The sequence below is a fragment of the Aliivibrio fischeri genome (assembly GCA_038993745.2).
Lineage (GTDB): Bacteria > Pseudomonadota > Gammaproteobacteria > Enterobacterales > Vibrionaceae > Aliivibrio > Aliivibrio fischeri_B.
Genome location: CP160629.1, coordinates 2310416 through 2330436, shown reverse-complemented (window position 1 = coordinate 2330436; position 20021 = coordinate 2310416). Strand labels below are relative to the sequence as shown.

Sequence of the window (20021 nt, the reverse complement as noted above, 5' to 3'; positions counted from 1 at the left end):
ATGGAGACAAGAGTGAAGAAGTTACGCATTTTGCTTAGTAACGATGATGGTGTATTTGCTGAAGGGATAAATACGTTAGCTCGTGTATTAGCTGATATTGCCGATATTACGATAGTAGCCCCTGATCGTAATCGTTCTGGTGCATCAAATTCTTTAACTCTTGAATCCCCATTACGTGTTCGTCAAATTGATGAACACATTCATTCAGTGCAAGGGACACCAACCGATTGTGTTCACTTTGCATTGAATGAATTAATGAAAGATAACTTGCCTGATTTGATTATTGCAGGTATCAATCATGGAGCAAATTTAGGTGATGATACCTTGTACTCAGGTACCGTCGCGGCTGCTACTGAAGGGCACTTTTTAGGTTTGCCTGCCATTGCAATCTCTCTGGTTGGACGCGAGCATTTTGATACGGCAGCTCAAGTAGCATTGAAAATAGTTAATAACCATTTAGTTTCCCCACTAACCACACAAAAAGTATTAAATGTGAATGTGCCAGATTGCGAGTATGAGCAATTAACGGGCTGGGAAGTGACACGACTTGGTGCAAGGCATCATGCAGAGAGCATGATTAAAGATACTGATCCTCGTGGTGAGACCATCTATTGGTTAGGTCCTCCAGGAAAAAAACAAGATGCAGGTGAGGGAACGGACTTCTTTGCTGTAAAGCAGCACCGAGTATCAATAACACCATTACAAGTCGATTTAACGGCTCATGATTCATTAGGTATGATTACTGATTGGTTATCATTAGAGAGTTCTAAATAATGCTTAATTCGCGTTCTGAATTACTAGATCAATTTTTGCGCCAACAAGGCATTAGAGACGAAGCTATTTTAGCGGCTATTCGAGAATTACCAAGAGAGCGTTTTATCCCAGAAGCTTTATCACATCAAGCTTATCAAAATAACGCACTTCCTATTGGTGAGGGTCAAACGATCTCACAGCCTTATATTGTAGCGAAAATGACTGAATTATTAGAGCTAACACCTACATCAAATGTACTTGAAGTGGGGACAGGCTCTGGTTATCAAACGGCTGTATTGGCTAAATTAGTTGAGCATGTTAACTCTATTGAGCGTATAAAATCGTTACAATGGAATGCGAAACGATTGTTGAAACAATTGGATATATATAATGTCTCAACAAAGCATGGTGATGGCTGGAAGGGATGGGAGTCAAAAGGTCCATTTGATGCCATCATTGTTACTGCAGCAGCGGAATCTATTCCGAATGACTTGTTATTTCAATTAAAAGATAATGGACACTTAGTGATCCCTATAGGGGAAGAGTCACAGCAGTTATTACGAATTACTCGTCAGGGAGAGGAATTTTTCTCTGAAGTGATTGAAGAGGTTCGTTTTGTGCCTTTAGTTGCGGGTGAATTAGCATAATATAATGAGAAAAATGATTATCAACCTTATTTCTATACGCTTATGGTTAATGGCTGCTGTTGTTAGCTTATTACTTTCTGGTTGTTCTATGGGACCACATCGCCCTGCACCAGTGTCGAGTGTTAATAGCTCTAGTTCGGCATATAACGGAGCCGAGCGAGGCAGTTATCGCGGCAGTTATTACACCGTAGAGAAAGGTGATACTCTTTATTTTATCTCTTATGTTACAAATAAAGACGTAAAAGAGCTCATTGCATATAACGAGCTTAAAGCGCCTTATATGATTCATCCTGGCCAAAAAATAAAATTGTGGGGGCCTAAATATATTGCTCCTGCTTATGGGAGTGACGGTCATTCAGTCACACCATCTAATTCGTCTTCAAGCTCGACGGCGACAGCGGTTGCCGTTGTTCCTGTCGCAACAAATAAGCCTGCTCCTAAGCCAAAACCAACCACAACGAGTGCTAAAAAAACATCAAGTGTACAAAAAGAAAGCACAAAAAAGGTTGAAAACAGCAAACCTAAGGAGTATGTTAATTCTAACAAAACGATAACATCTTCGAAACCTAAACCGGTTGCTAAGCCAAAACCAACTCCTAAACCGAAGCCGAAACCAGTACAACAAAAATCGGACAAGGTGGATTCTTGGTTATGGCCAACAAAAGGTCGAATCATCGCTAAATTCTCTACAGGAGACCAAGGAAACAAAGGGATCGATATTGCCGGCCAACGTGGTCAAGATATCATCTCAACAGCAAAAGGAACTGTGGTCTATGCAGGTAATGCATTAAGAGGGTACGGTAACTTAATTATCATTAAACATAACGATGATTACTTAAGTGCTTATGCTCATAACGAAGCATTATTTGTGAAAGAAGGCCAAAACGTCACAGCGGGACAAAAAATCGCGTCGATGGGAAGCTCTAGTACGAGCAGTGTACGTTTGCATTTTGAGATCCGCTTTAGAGGGAAATCGGTAAATCCACAGAGGTATTTACCATAAAAGGATGACATAGCTGAGTTGTAATGTCTTGCTGGCTCGCCATGGGGAGGCGCTATGAGTAAAAGCAATGCAGTAACTAAAGAAGTTGAAGAGTTCGATTTAGACACAATTAATGATGCTGAATTAACCAGTATTGAGGAAGAGTCTGAACGTCTTGAAGTAAGCAGTTCACAGAAAGTTATGGATGCAACGCAACTGTATCTTGGTGAAATTGGCTTTTCTCCACTATTAACAGCAGAAGAAGAAGTTTATTTTAGTCGCTTAGCCTTAAAAGGTGATGAAGCCGCTCGAGCTCGAATGATTGAGAGTAACCTTCGATTGGTTGTGAAAATTGCTCGTCGTTATAATCACCGTGGTCTTGCTTTATTGGATTTGGTTGAAGAGGGAAATCTTGGTCTGATCCGAGCCGTTGAAAAGTTTGATCCAGAAAGAGGCTTCCGATTCTCTACCTACGCCACATGGTGGATACGTCAAACCATTGAACGTGCCATTATGAACCAAACGCGTACCATTCGTTTACCTATTCATGTTGTAAAAGAGCTTAACGTTTATTTGCGTGCAGCACGTGAACTTTCTCAAAAGCTTGATCATGAACCAACACCAGAAGAAATAGCTGAAAAGCTCGATAAGCCAGTGAGCGATGTTAGTCGAATGCTACGTTTAAATGAGCGTGTCGCTTCAGTCGATTCTATGGTGGCTGGTGAATCAGATAAAGCGTTATTAGATATCCTTCCTGATACTAAAAATAGTGACCCAGAGTCAGAAACACAAAAGGATGATATTAATACGTCATTGGTGGGCTGGTTAGGTCAATTAAATCCTAAACAAAAAGAAGTTGTTGCCCGTCGTTTTGGTTTACTTGGTTATGAAGCTGCAACATTAGAACAAGTTGGTATTGAAATTGGTTTAACTCGTGAACGTGTAAGACAGATCCAAGTAGAAGGCTTACGTCGTTTAAGAGAGATCATGACGAATCAAGGCTTGAATATGGAAACACTATTTGCAGTTGAAGAATACTAACTCACTTTTTAATATCCGTTTTAGTTAGTAAAAGAGCTCTAGTTTATCTAGAGCTCTTTTTTATTGATATAAACCTTATAGATATGCATGAGAGAGGCGTAATTTCGCTTTGTATGGTAATTGATGGTTGATGTTCGACTAAATCTGGTAATTTGCTTTGTTGCCGATATCAAAATGAAGGGGCATTTTCCATTTTTGAATAGCAAGAAAAATAAAGATAATTCCAGATAGAAATAAGCAAATAATAACGATTAACCATATTTCGATAGCTAACATTAAAATGGATATACACAATAGAAAAGGGATGGCTTTTAGGCCAATAACCTTAAAACAAAAGGATTCTTTAAGAGCAATGCCTGAGAAGCAAGCACAGAGAAACCCAATAGGAAGCCAAACCAGTTGTTCACTATCAATAGTGATGAGTAAAACTAAGCCTATCCACGCAGCCCAAGTAATAATCAGCCTTACTTTTTTATCATAAACATGAAGATTAGCCGCACTCATCGCAGATGATATTGCGATTAAAGTTAATGAAAAATCCATTAAGTGGACGTTTTCTATAATGATTAATCCAATATCATCAGCTATCGCAAGACTAAAAAGGATAAGTGCGATACCAAAAAGGGTAATCCCTGTACGATATGTCACCACACTCAGCTTATCTAGCGCATCCAGTTTTTCGATATGATCAATACTCGCCATAATATTTCCTTTATTTTATTGTATTAATTTAGTTGATTATGTGTATTTTTGGATACTGTGGAGAAAAATAATTTATTTTTTTGTAGTAAATAGATGCTGCTATTTTTTCAAATAAGTAAAATTTAGTGATTTATGTCACATATTTCGTGATTTTAAATCATCTATATGTATACTCCTTCTCCCAATACAAGCCGTCACAGGGATACAGTGAATGACCCCAAGGATTAGGACCAGCTACTGTTAAACAGCTTGTAAAGGGTAAACAATGAATATCTTTATTTCTATTATAACTTCCTCTTGGTGTAGTCATTCTTCACCGATCTCGTCATCTACGATGGCGGCTCCTTTTGTTTCTTCATTTTATTCTAAAATCTCATAGGCATAATTATGAATATTTTATTTAGCCTATTAGGCATGTGCGCACTGATTTTTTGTGCTTGGGTATTTTCAGAGAAGCGTTCAGCAATTAACTGGAAATTAGTATTTAAAGCCTTTTTATTACAACTCTCTTTTGCTGCTTTAGTATTGTATTTTCCTTTGGGGCAAAAAGCGTTAGCGGGATTAAGTAGTGGTGTTTCTAGCTTACTTGGTTTTGCTGATGAAGGGATAGCATTCCTCTTTGGTGATCTTGCTTCTTCTGGTTTTATTTTTGCTATTCGCGTCCTTCCTATTATTATCTTCTTCAGTGCTCTAATCTCCGCTCTATATTATCTAGGTATTATGCAAAAAGTGATTTCTGTTCTTGGTGGCGGAATTCAAAAATTCTTAGGCACCAGCAAAGTAGAATCTCTCGTCGCAACAGGTAACATCTTCCTTTCTCAAGGTGAATCTCCTCTTCTTATTCGCCCATTCTTAGCTCAAATGACTCGTTCTGAACTGTTCGCTGTAATGGCTGGTGGTATGGCATCGGTTGCTGGTAGCGTACTGGGGGTTATGCCGGTTTAGGTGTGGAACTTAAGTATCTGATTGCTGCAAGTTTTATGGCGGCTCCTGGTAGCTTATTAATGGCTAAGATTTTAATTCCTGAGCAAGAAACCCCTGTTGACCAACATGATGTAACCATTGATAAAAGTGAGCAAAGCAACGTAATTGATGCTCTTGCAAGTGGTGCAATGAATGGTATGAAGATTGCGGTTGCTGTAGGTACGATGTTGATTGCCTTTGTGAGTGTTATTGCAATGCTTAACAGCGGATTAGAAATGGTTGCTGAGTGGTTTGGTTTTGCTGGCATTACACTGCAAACCGTATTTGGTTACTTATTTGCTCCAATCGCATGGGTTATTGGTATTCCAAAAGCTGAAATGGTAATGGCTGGCTCTTACATTGGCCAAAAAGTGGTTCTTAATGAATTCGTTGCATTTATCGACTTTGTTCAACATAAAGATCAGTTATCAGCATACAGCCAAGTAATTATTACTTTTGCACTGTGTGGTTTTGCAAATATCAGTTCAATCGCTGTGCAATTAGGCTCTATTGGTGTGATGGCTCCAGAACGTCGTGCTGATGTTGCAAACATGGGCTTTAAAGCGGTATTAGCGGGTACACTAGCTAATTTAATGAGTGCATGTTTAGCAGGCTTATTCTTTAGCTTAGCAATGTAAAACATCGTTTATTGAAAATAAAAGCCCATGCAATGGTATTTGCATGGGCTTTTTTTGTATTGGTTAGTGGAATTAACCAATCACAATTTGGCCTAAGACATAGCCAAGAATACAGGCTGAAACTACACCGATTAAACCGACTGACATGAATGAGTGGTTAAAGTAGTACTTACCAATTTTGGTGGTACCTGAACTATCAAAGTTTACGGTTGCAATATCTGATGGGTAGTTAGGAATAAAGAAGTATCCATATACTGCTGGCATTAAACCAATAACAAGTGCAGGTTCTAAACCAAGAGCTAAACCAACAGGCAGCATCATACGAGCCGTTGCCGCTTGTGAGTTAACCACAACAGATACAATAAATAGTGATAAAGCGAACGTCCAAGGGTGAAGCGTTACCATATCTACAATACCAGCTTTAAATTGAGGCATGGCATATTGGAAATAGGTATCTGACATCCATGCGATACCAAAAATAGCAATTGCCGCCACCATTCCTGATTTAAACACAACGCCATTTGGAACATCACGAGGATCGGTTTTCGTTGCAAGTAAAATCACACCACCAAAAGCCAACATCATCATTTGAATAACAACGGACATTTTGATTGGTGCACCGCCATCAGTAATGGTGCGCACTTCTGGCCACATCGCTATAATCACGATAGAAACGATGGCACCTAAGAAGATCAGAACAGCATTACGAGCTGTTGTTGGTAGCTCTTCATCAAGAGATGTTGATGTTGTATTTAGGATTTTTTCACGCCAAACCGGATCTTGTAAACGTGCTTGATACTCTTCATCATCTTCCAATTCTTTACCGCGACGTAAGCTATAAAGAGACAGCATTAAAGTACCGAATAACGTTGCAGGTACAGTAACCATTAAAATCGACATTAATGTAATAGAAGCATCAATATCAACCAGTTGAGCTAGGTAATACACAACTGCGGCAGATAATGGTGAAGCAGTAATTGCGATTTGAGACGCAACAGATGCGGCAGCCATAGGACGCTCAGGACGAATACCATTCTTTAATGCAACATCACCAATGATAGGCATAATTGAATAAACAGCATGACCTGTACCAAGTAAGAATGTCATCGCATAAGTAACAAATGGAGCAATGATGGTGACGCGTTTTGGATTCTTTCTTAAAATCCGCTCAGCAACTTGCAGCATGTACTTTAAACCACCGGCGGCTTCTAATATAGAAGCACAGGTAACAACCGCCAAGATGATCAGCATTACCGTAACGGGCGGAGAGGTAGGTGGCATTTTGAAGATAAATACTTCAATCACCAAACCAATACCAGATACAACCCCTAATCCAATTCCTCCATATCGAGAACCGATATAGAGAACGAGTAATAAAAAGAGAAATTCAAAATACAACATACAACCACCTGCGTTAACGCAATTATAATTAAAATCAACTAAGGCTATTAATACCTTACATTTCATAGGGTTTTATTGAGCTTGTTCTCATTTAGATTGTTGTTGATTTTATAAATAGATGCAGGGTTGATCTGAATTAAACCAAAGCTCATTTTTTATCAAAAAAGGACAAAATGTGCTCTATTTATCAGATTGTAGTGGTGGTTTTGTGCTTATAGCGGGTATTTATGAAGAATAATACCCGCTAATCAAAATGAGTTAAGGTTACTCATCTCTTGTGAAATTTTGCTCTGAGAAATGCTCAAGATCATACGGTGTTTGTTGGTAAACACAGTAGTTGAGCCAATTAGAAAAGAGCAGGTGACCATGACTACGCCATGTTGCTTTAGGCGTGATATCTGGGTTGTCGTCAGGATAGTAATTAACAGGAATCGTTGGCTCCATTCCTTCCCCTAAGTCTCTAACGTATTCATTATGTAATGTGAATGAATCATATTCTGGATGACCAGTGACAAAGACATTTCGCTTATCTTTGGTTGCAGCCAAATAGACACCGGCTTCTTTGGAGGTAGCAAGAATATCTAAATCGGTATGCGATTTTAAGTAATCAGCAGAGAAATCAGCGTAACGAGAATGAGGTGCTAAAAATTGATCATCAAAGCCACGCAAAATAGGATGGTGTTGGTCAAGGTTAGTATGTTTATAAACCCCAGAAAGCTTTTCTTTACGTGTTCGTTTTGGCAAATCATAAAGCAGTTTTAAGCCAGCTTGCGCAGCCCAACAAACGTAAAGAGTTGAAGTGACATGGTTTTTTGCCCACGTCATAATAGTTTGTAAATGCTCCCAATAAATAACATCTTCAAATTGTACTAAGCCTAAAGGTGCCCCTGTTATGATCAGTCCATCAAAGTTACGATCTTTAATACCTTCAAACTGACGATAAAAAGTGTCCAAATGTTTGGTTGGGGTATTTTTACTGGTGCGGTTATCAATGCGTAATAGCTCTACATCTACCTGTAATGGGCTATTAGAGAGCAAACGTAAAAATTGAGTTTCAGTTTCAATTTTTTTTGGCATTAAATTTAAAATGATAACTTTAAGAGGTCGAATCGCTTGTGTGGTGGCACGAGATTCCTGCATGAAAAAGATATTTTCTTCACGTAATACTTCAGTTGCAGGGAGTTGGTCTGGTATCTTGATCGGCACAACTTATCCTTAAGTTTTGGGTTTCCATACGTCTATACTTCTAAACTTACCTCATAATGGTCAGAGTGTCGAGGTTCATTATTTCCTTTGAAGCTATTTAAGGATTAATTAAATTAGCTTACACTAAATAAGTGTTGACTAATTTTTTACTGTTGCGTAATCTATCTCGTATGTTCAAAAAATAAGCTGACAGGTGTTGATAAATGACGATTCCATGGCTCTCTTTATTTGGCGGTATGCTTCTTGGTGTATCTGCTACGCTGCTTCTTTTGTTAAATGGAAAAATTGCTGGGATAAGTGGTGTATTAACAGGATTAATGACACCGAAAAAAAAGGACTATGCTTGGCGATGGTTGTTTGTTCTAGGCATGATTTCAGGTGGTGTTGCAGGTGTTTATTTTTTTGGCGCACATGTTCCTACTGAATATACAACCAACACACCGTTGTTGATTATTGCTGGTTTACTGGTTGGTATTGGTACTCGCCTAGGTAATGGCTGTACTAGTGGACATGGAATTTGCGGGATTGGACGATTGTCTGTTCGCTCAATTGTCGCTACTTGTGTATTTATGCTAGTGGCTGGAATAACTGTTTTTATCCGATTACACGTTCTTTAAGGGAGTGATCATGAATAATCTTATGTTTCGAATTATTGCTTTACTCTCTGGTGGATTGTTTGGTCTTGGAATGACAACATCAGGAATGGCTGACCCTGAAAAAGTGATTGGATTTTTGGATGTTTCAGGAGTATGGGATCCAAGTTTAATGTTTGTAATGGGAGGGGCATTGTTGGTATTTATGCCTGCTTACTTCTTATTTATTAAACCAAAAACAAAGCCATTGAATGCGGAAGAGTTTTGTTTGTCCACGAATAAGCATATTGATAGTAAATTGATTTCAGGAGCTGCTATCTTTGGTCTTGGGTGGGGGCTTGCTGGAATTTGTCCAGGACCGGTCGTTTCAAGTATTGCTTTAGGAAATACCGATGTATTTATATTCCTATTTTCCATGATGTTTGGATTAGCAATGACCAATGTTTTAGTTAAAAAATAAATATTCATCCGTTTTCTTAGAGGCTAACCAAGTGGTTGGCCTTTTTTATTTCTATCTCATCGCAGTACGTATATTGATATTATTTGATAAAGATATTAATAGTGTTTTAGGTTTTTTATATCAATATTATTTTTGTTGATTTAAAAGTAATAGGTTGAGATTTATTGATCTATTTATACTCTATTTATGTTGTATTCATATAACGCGTTAAATATTAATGAAAATTGCCTAGCTGTTCATTTATTTTTGTTGATGGTTAATGGAATTATTAGGCCATTTTTAGTGCGTTTCATATTAGTCAGTTATCTTTATATTCATATGGTTACGAGATTTTCTCATTCGTTGGATAGTGGTTGGATCCTAAGATTCCATTTTTGAAATGGGAATATCATATAAATGAGAAGAAGGGTTATCTATAATCCCAACTTCTTCAAAAGGAGAGCTTGAAAATAAGATAAACCTTATTATTTTTGAGGCCTTTCTTCTTTTATATTTATATCAATTCATACAAATGAGTATCTTATGGTCGGGATCTGTTTTCAAATTAATGACTGGACTCTAGTTATTGAGGAAAATAAGTTATATCGCCAAGATAGGGAAGTGTCGGTTGAACCACGTTTAATTAATTTACTTCGCTTTTTAGCACAGCATTCAGGTGAAGTATTTTGTCGAGATGAGTTAATTAAACATGTATGGGATGGTGCGTTTGTTACCGATCAAGTGGTAACACAATCAATATTTGAACTGCGAAAAGTATTGCGTGATGGTCGTTTAGATAACACTCGTTATTTAGTTACGGTACCAAAACGTGGGTATAAGTTGGTTGCAGAAACCAAGCAAATAAGATTAGAAGATACGCCTTATTGGAAACCTTGCGATACATTTACCTCAACAGAAGCTGATGAAAATCAGAATCATAATGTTGAATTGAACACCGAAGAGCAAGAAAAAGAACAAGATGAGACTGCACAACTCTCTTTTCCAGCAGGTCCATTAACTCGTGCTGTAACTAATATTTCTAATCAAGTATCAAACGAAAAGAAAAAGCAGGGTGAGAGTTTTAGCTTTTTACATCGTTGGAAGCTATTAGCGTTCGACTTTTTTCTCGTTGGCGTATTAATTGCGGTTATTTTTTCAGTTACTTATCAGCAAACAACCACTCATATAACCAAGGCTGTTGATACTGATTTAATTGAATTTACCTATCACGCAAGCCGTAACTCGAATAATGAAACTGAATATTTGGCTGATGGCATTAGTCAAAAACTGATGGCAGATTTAGCCAGTGTTGGCCATTACCGAGTTCAGTTAAATAAAACCGCATTTACTACCGGTATTTTGCCTGGAAAAGCGGTGAATGTACGAGTAGAAGAACAACAAAATAAAACGTATTTAGATGTAGAGTATCGCAGTAATATTTCAAATCGAGTGCTGTTTAGTCGTCAATATTTAATGACCAATGCCAATTTAGAACATGTGTTGCGCCAATCATCTCAAGATTTAATGCGAGCGTTAGGGGTTCAGGCATCCGAACAAGATATGAATAGATTAATGCTTGGTTTACCAAAGGAGCATGGTTTATTAGAGATGTTAGTTCGAGCTAATCACTTCATTAATCAAACGGATCAAAAAAACTTTGAAAAAGGGATAGATCTGTTAGAGAACATTGCATTAGCAGAGCCGAATAATGATTATGTGCTTTCAGAGTTATACATTGCTTATAACGCATATTCAGCGCTTAACCCTGAATTAGAGTTGGACGAAAACACCGCTAAAATTGAAAAGTTAAGTCAGGATCTTCAAGCTAGATATGCTTTATCGGATGTCGGTGTATTGCCTTCTCGTATCTATGAAGCATTAGCTATGATAACGATTAAGCAAGATAACAAAGAAGATGCTAGAGCTTATCTTAACCTAGCATTTAAGAATAGAGAGTCAGCATTCTCTTATATATTAGAAGGGAAACTTGCTGAGTTAGATGGCGACTTAGATCAAGCAGGGGAGTCATACAGCAAGGCTTTCTTTATGGATACGTCACTTGAAACTTATATGCTTGCTGAAAATCTTGCATTTTACAGTGATTTAGAAACCGTTGCTTATTTTATGTATCGAGCCGTTAATCCAAGTGAAGTTCGCTTGATGGGGTAATCGTGATTAACGATTCATGCAGTATATTGGTGTAATAAAAAAGCCCGTCGAATTTAGTTCGACGGGCTTTTTTTTAACTAATTGTGGATTAAATTAGTGTTGTTTTTTCTTTGGGTGCCACGCACCTTTTAAATCATCAAGTTCAGGGAACTTAGTTCTGTCAAATTCAGGTGTTTTTCCTGCTTTAAGTTGAACTTCGTAATCTTTGATAACTTTGATTGCTAGTTTAGATAGTAGAACTAGAGCAACAATGTTGATTAAAGCCATCATACCCATAGAAGCATCTGCAAGGTTCCATACTACTGGCAGAGACGCAACTGAACCAAACATAACCATTGCTAGCACACACATACGGAAGCCAAACAAGCCTTTCTTAGAATTACCATTCAAGAACATTACGTTTGTTTCAGCGTAGCTGTAGTTTGCAATGATAGATGTGAAACAGAACAGAAGAATAGCTAGTGCCATAAAGTAGCTTGTCCAACCGCCTAACTCGTTAGTTAGTGCTTGTTGAAGTAGGCTGATACCTGTCGTTGCATCTGGTTGATCCATTACGCCAGAAAGCATAATCATCGCCGCAGAGGCTGTACAGATAACTAATGTATCTACAAACACACCTAGCATTTGCACAAAACCTTGTGATGCAGGGTGGTTAGGGTTTGGCGTAGCACTTGCTGCGATGTTAGCTGCAGAACCCATACCCGCTTCATTTGAGAATAGACCACGAGCGATACCTGATTGCATAGCTTGTGCAATAGTGTACGCCACACCACCAGCAGCCGCTTCTTGCCAGCCAAATGCACTTTTAACGATAAGAACCAATACTGCCGGTACATCTGTGATATTCATTATTACAATGATAAGAGCAATGGCTAAGTAACCAATCGCCATAACAGGAACGATTTTCGATGATGCGTTAGCAACACGACGTAAACCACCCATGATAAAGAAACCAGAGATAACAACAATTACGATACCCATAATGGTTTTATCAAAACCAAATGAGTGATTAAGAGCATCAGTAATAGTGTTTGCTTGAACAGCGTTGAATACTAGACCAAAAGCGATGATTAAGAAGATAGAGAAAAGCGTACCCATCCAGCGTTGGCCTAAACCTTTTTCCATGTAATAAGCTGGGCCACCACGGTATTGACCATCAACATCTTTTACTTTGTAAACTTGTGCTAGTGTTGATTCAATGAAAGCTGTTGCCATACCAAATAGAGCAATTAGCCACATCCAGAAGATAGCACCAGGGCCGCCAACAGTTAATGCAACTGCAACACCTGCCATGTTACCCGTTCCCACGCGGGCTGCCATAGAGGTACAGAATACTTGGTAAGAGCTGATGCCATTTTCGATTTCTTGGCCGCTACGTAAGATTTTGATTGAGTGTCCTAGTTGGCGAATTTGAATAAAGCCAAGACGCAGAGTGAAGTAGACACCCACACCAACTAATAAATAAACAAGGACTTGTCCCCAAAGAAGCCCATTGATACTACCGATAATCGAAAGTAATACTTCGTTCATCGATTCAATAAGCGTTGAATCTGTGTTTGTCATGAAATTTCCTTATTATTAATCGTTAATTTATTTTTCTTAAATAATGGATAACGAGCGCCATCCTTTAAGAAATATAAGTAACTTTGTTATAAAGTTGTATAAAATATCGTTTGCTAAGGATTTGCGGCGATTAATATAGTTCAGCGAAGTTTGATTAGTCAATAATAATGAAACAATATGTCGTACTTTTTTTACGTATAAGCATAAAGATTTACAAAATAATCGTTGTGCTTTTTCTTTCAGTAGCCAATAAGAAGTTAAGCACCAAAAATTGGTTTTATATTCTTATAATGATGAGATAAACCTCACTATAATCCCGTCGCAAATTCCCTTCTTGATAAATTTATATTTTTTATAAAAACCACCATAAATATAAAAATGAAACATTAACCACTTGAATTTAAGTGTGTTTTTCATTTTGGGTAAAAAAATAAAGGTCAATAGGCTTATGTTTTTATCATTATTTTATTGATAATTTTATCCTGATTTTTTTTCGCTTTGTTGGGCGTAGTCTTCTCCTCAGAATTTGAGCGAGATGCTGTTTATCTACCCCAGCAGAGTTTGCATGACCTGCTTCAAATAACATCTCGCTTCCTTAAAGAAAAAATTTCGTATAACGGGTAAAAAAATTGCCCATTCGATGATCCTTGGAGATGTTATGGAATCGAATACAAAAAAAATTGGCTTAATTGCCTGTACAGGTGTTGTTGCCGGCAACATGATGGGAGTGGTATTGCACTATTACCTTCTTCATTAGCAGCGGTTGGTTCAGTATCTATTTTTAGTTGGATTATCTGTTTGGTTGGTGCGTTAAGTTTGGCATTTGTTTTTGCTCGCTTAGCAACGAAAAACCCTCAAGAGGGTGGTCCAATCGCTTATGCTGGTGAAGTGTCTCCTGTATTTGGTTTCCAAACTGGTGTGCTTTACTACCACGCAAACTGGATTGGTAACTTAGCTATCGCTATTACTGGTGTATCTTACTTATCCGTTTTCTTCCCTGCGTTGAATGACCCTATCCCTGCAGCTGCAGCGACGATTGCATCGGTATGGTTATTTACCTTAGTTAATTTACTAGGTGGTAGCTGGGTAAGTCGTCTATGTACATTAGGTTTAGGTCTTATCCTTATTCCTGTTGTTGGTACGGCGATTGTTGGTTGGGGACACTTTGACCCGACACTATATAGTCAAAACTGGAATGTATCTTCAGGTACAAGTACTCACGCTATTATTAGTGCTGTTCTTATCTGTTTATGGTCATTTGTTGGTGTTGAATCAGCAGCAGTATCATCAGGTATGGTTAAAAATCCAAAACGCACCGTTCCTCTAGCAACAATGTTAGGTACAGCGATTGCCGGTGTGATTTACATTCTATCAACTCAAGTAATCAGCGGTATGTTTCCTGCTGCAGAAGTAGCTGCATCTGGTGCTCCATTTGCGCTAGCAACCACTGAGATCTTCGGTAGCTGGTCAGCGCCATTTGTTGCAGCATTCACAGCATTAGCGTGTTTCACTTCTCTAGGTTCTTGGATGATGTTGGTAGGTGAAGCCGGTAAACGTGCAGCTCACGATGGTAACTTCCCTAAAATCTACGGCGAAACAGATAAAAATGGTGTAGCGAAAAAAGGTCTAATCCTAGCTTCACTTAAAATGACAGCACTGATGGTTGCACTAACTGTATTCAGTTCTCAATCAGCTCACACTGCTGACTTATTTAATCAGTTAACGACTGATGCCGTACTACTAACAATGCTTCCTTACTTCTACTCAAGCATTAACTTAATTCGTTTCGAAGGTATGACAACACGCAGCGGCTTTACCATGTTCTTCTCAGGTATTGCTTGTGTGTTCTGCATGATTGCACTGGCTGGTGCAGAAGGTGCAACACTAACTGCAACCTTTATCGTGTCACTTGTCATCCTTATGTTCTACGCAAAAAAAATGGGTCTGAAACAATCAGAGCAACATGTAACTGCAGAAGCAGTAGCCCATTAATGTCACTCGATAGCGTAAACAGTTAACGCTACCAACTTAGTAAGTTTTACCCCTAGCGGCGCTCCACTACCTCACCATCAAAATGATGGGGAGCGCCTCTCTTCGTCTTGGAGATATAAAATGAATATTTTTGCTATCCTAAATCACTCAGGTGTTTTCTTTAAAGAAGAGCCAGTTCGCGAATTGCATGCTTCTTTAGAAAAAGCAGGCTACAAAGTGGTTTACCCAGTAGATGCACAAGATCTATATAAAATGATTGAAATGAACCCACGTATTTGTGGTGTGTTATTTGACTGGGATAAATACTCACTAGATTTGTGTTCTGAAATTAATGCGTTGAATGAAAAACTGCCGCTATATGCATTTGCAAACCAACATTCAACATTAGATATTTCATTAACTGATTTACGTCTAAATCTGCACTTCTTCGAATATGCGTTAGATATGGCTGACGACATCGCTCTGAAAATTAATCAAGCGACTGAAGAGTACAAAGATCAGATCATGCCTCCGTTTACTAAGGCATTATTCAAATACGTAGAAGAGGGTAAATATACTTTCTGTACTCCTGGCCACATGGGCGGTACGGCTTTCCAAAAAAGTCCTGCGGGCAGCATATTTTATGATTTCTACGGTCCAAACGCATTTAAAGCGGACGTATCAATCTCAATGCCTGAACTAGGTTCATTACTTGATCACTCTGGTCCTCATAAAGAAGCTGAAGAGTACATTGCTCGTACGTTTAATGCAGATAGCTCTTACATCGTAACTAACGGTACTTCTACATCAAACAAAATTGTAGGCATGTACTCAGCACCAGCAGGAAGTACAGTGCTTGTTGACCGTAACTGTCACAAATCACTGACTCACATGATGATGATGAGTGATGTAACACCTATTTATTTCCGTCCAACACGTAATGCTTACGGTATTTTAGGTGGCATCCCACAAAGCGAATTTACTCGTGAAGTGATTGAGCAAAAAGTAGCAGCAACACCAAACGCAACCATGCCAGGTTATGCGGTTATTACTAACTCAACTTACGATGGTCTTCTGTATAACACTCAATACATTAAAGAAACGCTAGATACTAAATACATCCACTTTGATAGTGCTTGGGTTCCTTACACTAACTTCAACAAAATTTATGAAGGTAAGTGTGGTATGAGTGGCGAAGCAATTCCAGGTAAAGTGTTCTACGAAACACAATCAACTCATAAATTACTGGCTGCGTTCTCTCAAGCATCAATGATCCACGTAAAAGGTGAATTTGATAAAGAATCATTCAATGAAGCGTTCATGATGCACACATCAACATCACCTCAATACGGTATTGTTGCATCAACTGAAACTGCTGCGGCAATGATGCGTGGTAATACAGGTAAGAAACTGATCCAAGACTCAATTGACCGTGCGATTCGTTTCCGTAAAGAGATCAAACGTCTTCAAAGTGAAAGTGACAGCTGGTTCTTTGATGTATGGCAACCAGAAAACATCGATACAACTGAATGTTGGAAACTGGATCCAAAAGATTCATGGCACGGCTTCAAGGACATCGATGATGATCACATGTACCTTGATCCAATCAAAGTAACGCTATTAACTCCAGGAATGAACGAAAATAGCGAAATGGGCGAGACTGGTATTCCTGCATCAATCGTTGCTAAATACTTAGATGAACGCGGTATCGTAGTAGAGAAAACAGGTCCATATAACCTATTGTTCCTATTCTCTATAGGTATTGATAAATCAAAAGCAATGCAATTACTACGTGCATTAACGGACTTTAAACGTGGCTTCGATCTTAACTTAACAGTGAAAAATTTCCTTCCTTCACTGTACAACGAAGATCCAAGTTTCTATGAAGGTATGCGAGTACAAGAACTGGCACAAGGCATTCACGATTTAACTCGTAAATACCGTTTACCAGAGCTGATGTTCAAAGCGTTCGATGTACTTCCTGAACTAAAAGTAACACCACATGCAGCATGGCAAGAAGAGCTTCGCGGTAACGTAGAAGAAGTGCCTCTAGCTGATTTGGTAGACCGTGTAAGTGCGAATATGATCCTGCCTTACCCACCGGGTGTGCCTCTAGTACTTCCAGGTGAAATGGTAACAGCTGAATCTCGCCCAGTACTTGATTTCTTAGAAATGCTATGTGAAATCGGCGCTCACTACCCAGGTTTTGAGACTGATATTCACGGTGTATATGCTCAAAAAGATGGCAGTTACACAGTGAAAGTACTAAAACAAAATTAAGCCCTAGGGTTTTGATGGAATATCGTTTATTTTAGGGCACGGAAGCCCTTACTCTATTTTAAATTATGGTGATGTTATGAAACGTATTCTTTCCATTCAGTCTCATGTGGTATTTGGTTGCGCAGGCAACAGTGCTGCGGTTTTTCCAATGCGAAGAATGGGAATGGAAGTATGGCCTATTAATACGGTACAGTTTTCAAATCACACACAATACCAACAAGGTTGGAAAGGCATCGCAATGCCTGCTGGCCACATTTCAGAATTAGTTGATGGTTTATCAGCAATTGAAGCGACTCAAGTTTGTGATGCCGTGTTAAGTGGTTACTTAGGATCAGCAGCACAAGGTCAGGAGATTGTCACTGCGGTAAACAAAATCAAACAAGATAATCCAAACGCAATTTACTTCTGTGATCCGGTAATGGGTCATCCAGAAAAAGGCTGCATTGTTGCTCCTGAAGTAGAAACCTTCTTTAAAGAATCAGCTTTAAGTTCTGCGGATATTATCGCGCCTAATTTATTAGAACTAGAAAGCTTAACTGGCATGACAATTAACACCTTAGAGCAAGTGATTGAAGCGAATAATCAATTACTTGAGAAGGGCGTTAAAATGGTGGTGGTTAAACATTTAAGCCGTGCTGGTATTCAAAAAGATCGTTTTGAAATGTTATTAACGACTGAAGATGGAAGCTACCATGTTTCTCGTCCTTTATATGATTTTGATGCAAAGCGTCAACCAGTAGGTGCAGGTGACTTAATCAGTGGTGTGATGCTTGCGAATTTAATGGCTGGTTACTCTCCAATTGATGCGTTTGAACGTACTAATGCTGCAGTTGATTCTGTTATGCAAGAAACCTTCAATCGCGGCGCGTATGAACTGCAACTTATCGCATCACAAGAACGTTTTAATGCTCCTGAAATTATCGTAAAAGCAGAAAAAGTCGCGTAATTAGCTCGATATAAAAATCACAAATAAAATAGAAGAGCCCATGATGTGTAATATGCATATCATGGGCTTTTTTGTGTATTTTTAGTTTAAAAAATGAATTTATAAAATTGATCTAAAATAAGGAATTGGTTGCTAATAATTTAACAAAAATTACACATATAAAAGCCGAGTGTAATTTATCATGATGAAAAGTAAGGTTATTTAATGTTGCATTTTTGAAGTATCGATTAAAGCGATGATTCTCATGATATTTCTTCCTTGGTAAGCCTCTTTTTTTCACTTTATCGTGTGCGCATATTCGTATTGCAGGAGATAATAATGAAAAAAATAGGATTAGTAGTTGGTTTAGGCGTCGTTGCTTATCTTGGAACGGTTTACATTGTTGATTCATCAGATGAAGCGCTTAGCCAAAGAAAATTAGCTCAAGCACAGATTAAAGATGACCCAATCTCTTCTGCTGCGTTTAAAGTATTAACAGAGAACGGCTGTGGTTACTGCCATACTGAAAATAGCGAAATGCCTTTTTATGCTAACTTTCCAATCGCTAAACAGATCATGCAAAAAGATGTGGAGAGTGGACTACGTCATTTCCAATTTGATGATGTATTAAATAGTTTTCAAGTTGGCAATGAAGTTTCAGATGTTGCCTTAGCTAAAATCAGTGGTGTATTGAATGATGAATCAATGCCACCAAAAGCGTATTTGTCGATGCACTGGAGATCAAGTTTATCTAATGAAGAAAAACATACTCTACGCGCTTGGATAAAGCAGGAACAAAAGAATAAACACTCATTGGCTAGTAGTGAATATAAATACGAAGCGGTTCAACCGATTAACGCACATGTCACTGTAGATGAGCAAAAAGTGGCATTAGGTGATGCGTTATACCATGATAAACGTCTCTCTGGTGATAACACGGTAGCTTGTTCTAGCTGTCATTCACTGTCAACGGGCGGAGTAGATAGATTAACTACATCAACTGGTATTAATGGTTCAAAAGGCCCAATTAATGCGCCGACGGTGTTTAACTCATCTTATAATATCCACCAATTCTGGGATGGTCGTGCGAATGACTTACAAGAGCAAGCGGGTGGACCACCGATGAATCCTATCGAGATGGGTTCTGCATCATGGGAGCAAATTACAGGTAAGCTTGAACTTGATGAAGAGATGAAAGCGACCTTTGCTAAGATTTACCCTGATGGGATCACGGGTGAAAACATCACCGATGCGATTGCTGAGTTTGAGAAAACCTTGATCACTCCGAATAGCCGATTTGACCAATTCTTAAAAGGCGATGCATTAGCATTAAATGAGCAAGAGCAACACGGCTATGAATTATTTAAACAAAACAAATGTTCGACGTGTCATGCTGGTCAAGCAATGGGTGGACAAACGTTTGAAGTCATGGGATTAAAAGCGGATTACTTTGGTGAGCGAGGTAATGTATCTGAGGTGGATAATGGTCGTTTTAATGTGACGAGTAAAGCACATGATATGAACCGTTTTAAAGTTCCGACGTTAAGAAATATTGCACTAACAGCACCTTATTTCCATGATGGTAGTGCCGAAACACTAGATGACGCAGTTGCTGCAATGGCGCAATACCAAGTTGGTGTGACTTTATCTAAAAGTGAAGTTGAAGATATTAGCGCTTATTTGAAAACCTTAACTGGTGAGTACAAAGGTGAAATGCTGAATTAATTCGGGATTCATTAAATGATAAA

14 protein-coding genes and 2 pseudogenes are annotated in these 20021 nt (G+C 38.5%); 12 read left to right on the top strand and 4 right to left on the bottom strand.

The genetic code is table 11. From position 1 onward, the window contains the following. The 4 genes from surE to rpoS are packed head-to-tail and all read left to right on the top strand — an operon-like array spanning nt 1 to nt 3423. Nucleotides 1–774, top strand: a complete 774-nt coding sequence (gene surE / locus AAFX60_011260; protein XDF78934.1) for a 5'/3'-nucleotidase SurE — start codon at nt 1–3, stop codon at nt 772–774. Continuing rightward, nucleotides 774–1400 carry a protein-L-isoaspartate(D-aspartate) O-methyltransferase gene (locus tag AAFX60_011255; GenBank protein XDF77258.1) on the top strand — a complete coding sequence of 209 codons (627 nt, stop codon included), beginning with the start codon at nt 774–776 and terminating at the stop codon, nt 1398–1400. Before surE ends, AAFX60_011255 begins: the two co-directional genes overlap by 1 nt. Before the next feature lie 13 nt (nt 1401–1413). After that, nucleotides 1414–2403, top strand: a complete 990-nt coding sequence (locus tag AAFX60_011250; GenBank protein ID XDF77257.1) for a peptidoglycan DD-metalloendopeptidase family protein — start codon at nt 1414–1416, stop codon at nt 2401–2403. A 54-nt stretch (nt 2404–2457) separates the two neighbouring features. Then, nucleotides 2458–3423 carry an RNA polymerase sigma factor RpoS gene (rpoS, locus tag AAFX60_011245; protein ID XDF77256.1) on the top strand — a complete coding sequence of 322 codons (966 nt, stop codon included), beginning with the start codon at nt 2458–2460 and terminating at the stop codon, nt 3421–3423. A 138-nt stretch (nt 3424–3561) separates the two neighbouring features. On the opposite strand, the gene AAFX60_011240 is transcribed toward rpoS, so the two are convergent. Next, on the bottom strand, nt 3562–4125 hold the full coding sequence (locus AAFX60_011240; GenBank protein XDF77255.1) for a DUF2301 domain-containing membrane protein: 564 nt from the start codon (nt 4123–4125) through the stop codon (nt 3562–3564). Between the two features lie 387 nt (nt 4126–4512). Between AAFX60_011240 and AAFX60_011235 the strand changes: the two are divergent. After that, nucleotides 4513–5726, top strand: a pseudogene (locus AAFX60_011235) (NupC/NupG family nucleoside CNT transporter). A 72-nt stretch (nt 5727–5798) separates the two neighbouring features. On the opposite strand, the gene AAFX60_011230 reads toward AAFX60_011235, so the two are convergent. Then, nucleotides 5799–7127: an anaerobic C4-dicarboxylate transporter gene (locus tag AAFX60_011230; protein XDF77254.1), complete on the bottom strand. Its 1329-nt coding sequence runs from the start codon at nt 7125–7127 to the stop codon at nt 5799–5801. 264 nt (nt 7128–7391) lie between these two features. Further along, nucleotides 7392–8333 carry a homoserine O-succinyltransferase gene (gene metA, locus AAFX60_011225; GenBank protein XDF77253.1) on the bottom strand — a complete coding sequence of 314 codons (942 nt, stop codon included), beginning with the start codon at nt 8331–8333 and terminating at the stop codon, nt 7392–7394. Nucleotides 8334–8536: 203 nt separating this feature from the next. Between metA and AAFX60_011220 the strand changes: the two genes are divergently transcribed. The 3 genes from AAFX60_011220 to cadC all read left to right on the top strand — a co-directional run bounded on the left by AAFX60_011220 (nt 8537) and on the right by cadC (nt 11534). Further along, a complete protein-coding gene (locus AAFX60_011220; GenBank protein XDF77252.1) occupies nt 8537–8950 on the top strand; it encodes a YeeE/YedE family protein in 414 nt (137 codons plus the stop codon). A 10-nt stretch (nt 8951–8960) separates the two neighbouring features. Next, on the top strand, nt 8961–9386 hold the full coding sequence (locus AAFX60_011215) for a YeeE/YedE family protein (GenBank protein XDF77251.1): 426 nt from the start codon (nt 8961–8963) through the stop codon (nt 9384–9386). 522 nt (nt 9387–9908) lie between these two features. Next, nucleotides 9909–11534, top strand: a complete 1626-nt coding sequence (cadC, locus tag AAFX60_011210) for a lysine decarboxylation/transport transcriptional activator CadC (GenBank protein XDF77250.1) — start codon at nt 9909–9911, stop codon at nt 11532–11534. 93 nt (nt 11535–11627) lie between these two features. Here the strand turns inward: cadC and AAFX60_011205 are convergent, their stop codons facing one another. Further along, nucleotides 11628–13097: an alanine/glycine:cation symporter family protein gene (locus AAFX60_011205; protein XDF77249.1), complete on the bottom strand. Its 1470-nt coding sequence runs from the start codon at nt 13095–13097 to the stop codon at nt 11628–11630. Between the two features lie 658 nt (nt 13098–13755). Here AAFX60_011205 and cadB point away from each other — a divergent pair. From cadB to AAFX60_011185, 4 genes and pseudogenes are all read left to right on the top strand, one after another. After that, nucleotides 13756–15089 (top strand): annotated as a pseudogene (cadB, locus tag AAFX60_011200) (cadaverine/lysine antiporter). Between the two features lie 120 nt (nt 15090–15209). Further along, on the top strand, nt 15210–17348 hold the full coding sequence (locus AAFX60_011195) for a lysine decarboxylase CadA (protein ID XDF77248.1): 2139 nt from the start codon (nt 15210–15212) through the stop codon (nt 17346–17348). Nucleotides 17349–17424: 76 nt separating this feature from the next. After that, on the top strand, nt 17425–18294 hold the full coding sequence (pdxY, locus tag AAFX60_011190; protein XDF77247.1) for a pyridoxal kinase PdxY: 870 nt from the start codon (nt 17425–17427) through the stop codon (nt 18292–18294). 318 nt (nt 18295–18612) lie between these two features. After that, nucleotides 18613–19998, top strand: a complete 1386-nt coding sequence (locus AAFX60_011185; protein XDF77246.1) for a cytochrome-c peroxidase — start codon at nt 18613–18615, stop codon at nt 19996–19998. The last annotated feature ends 23 nt before the right edge of the window (nt 19999–20021 follow it).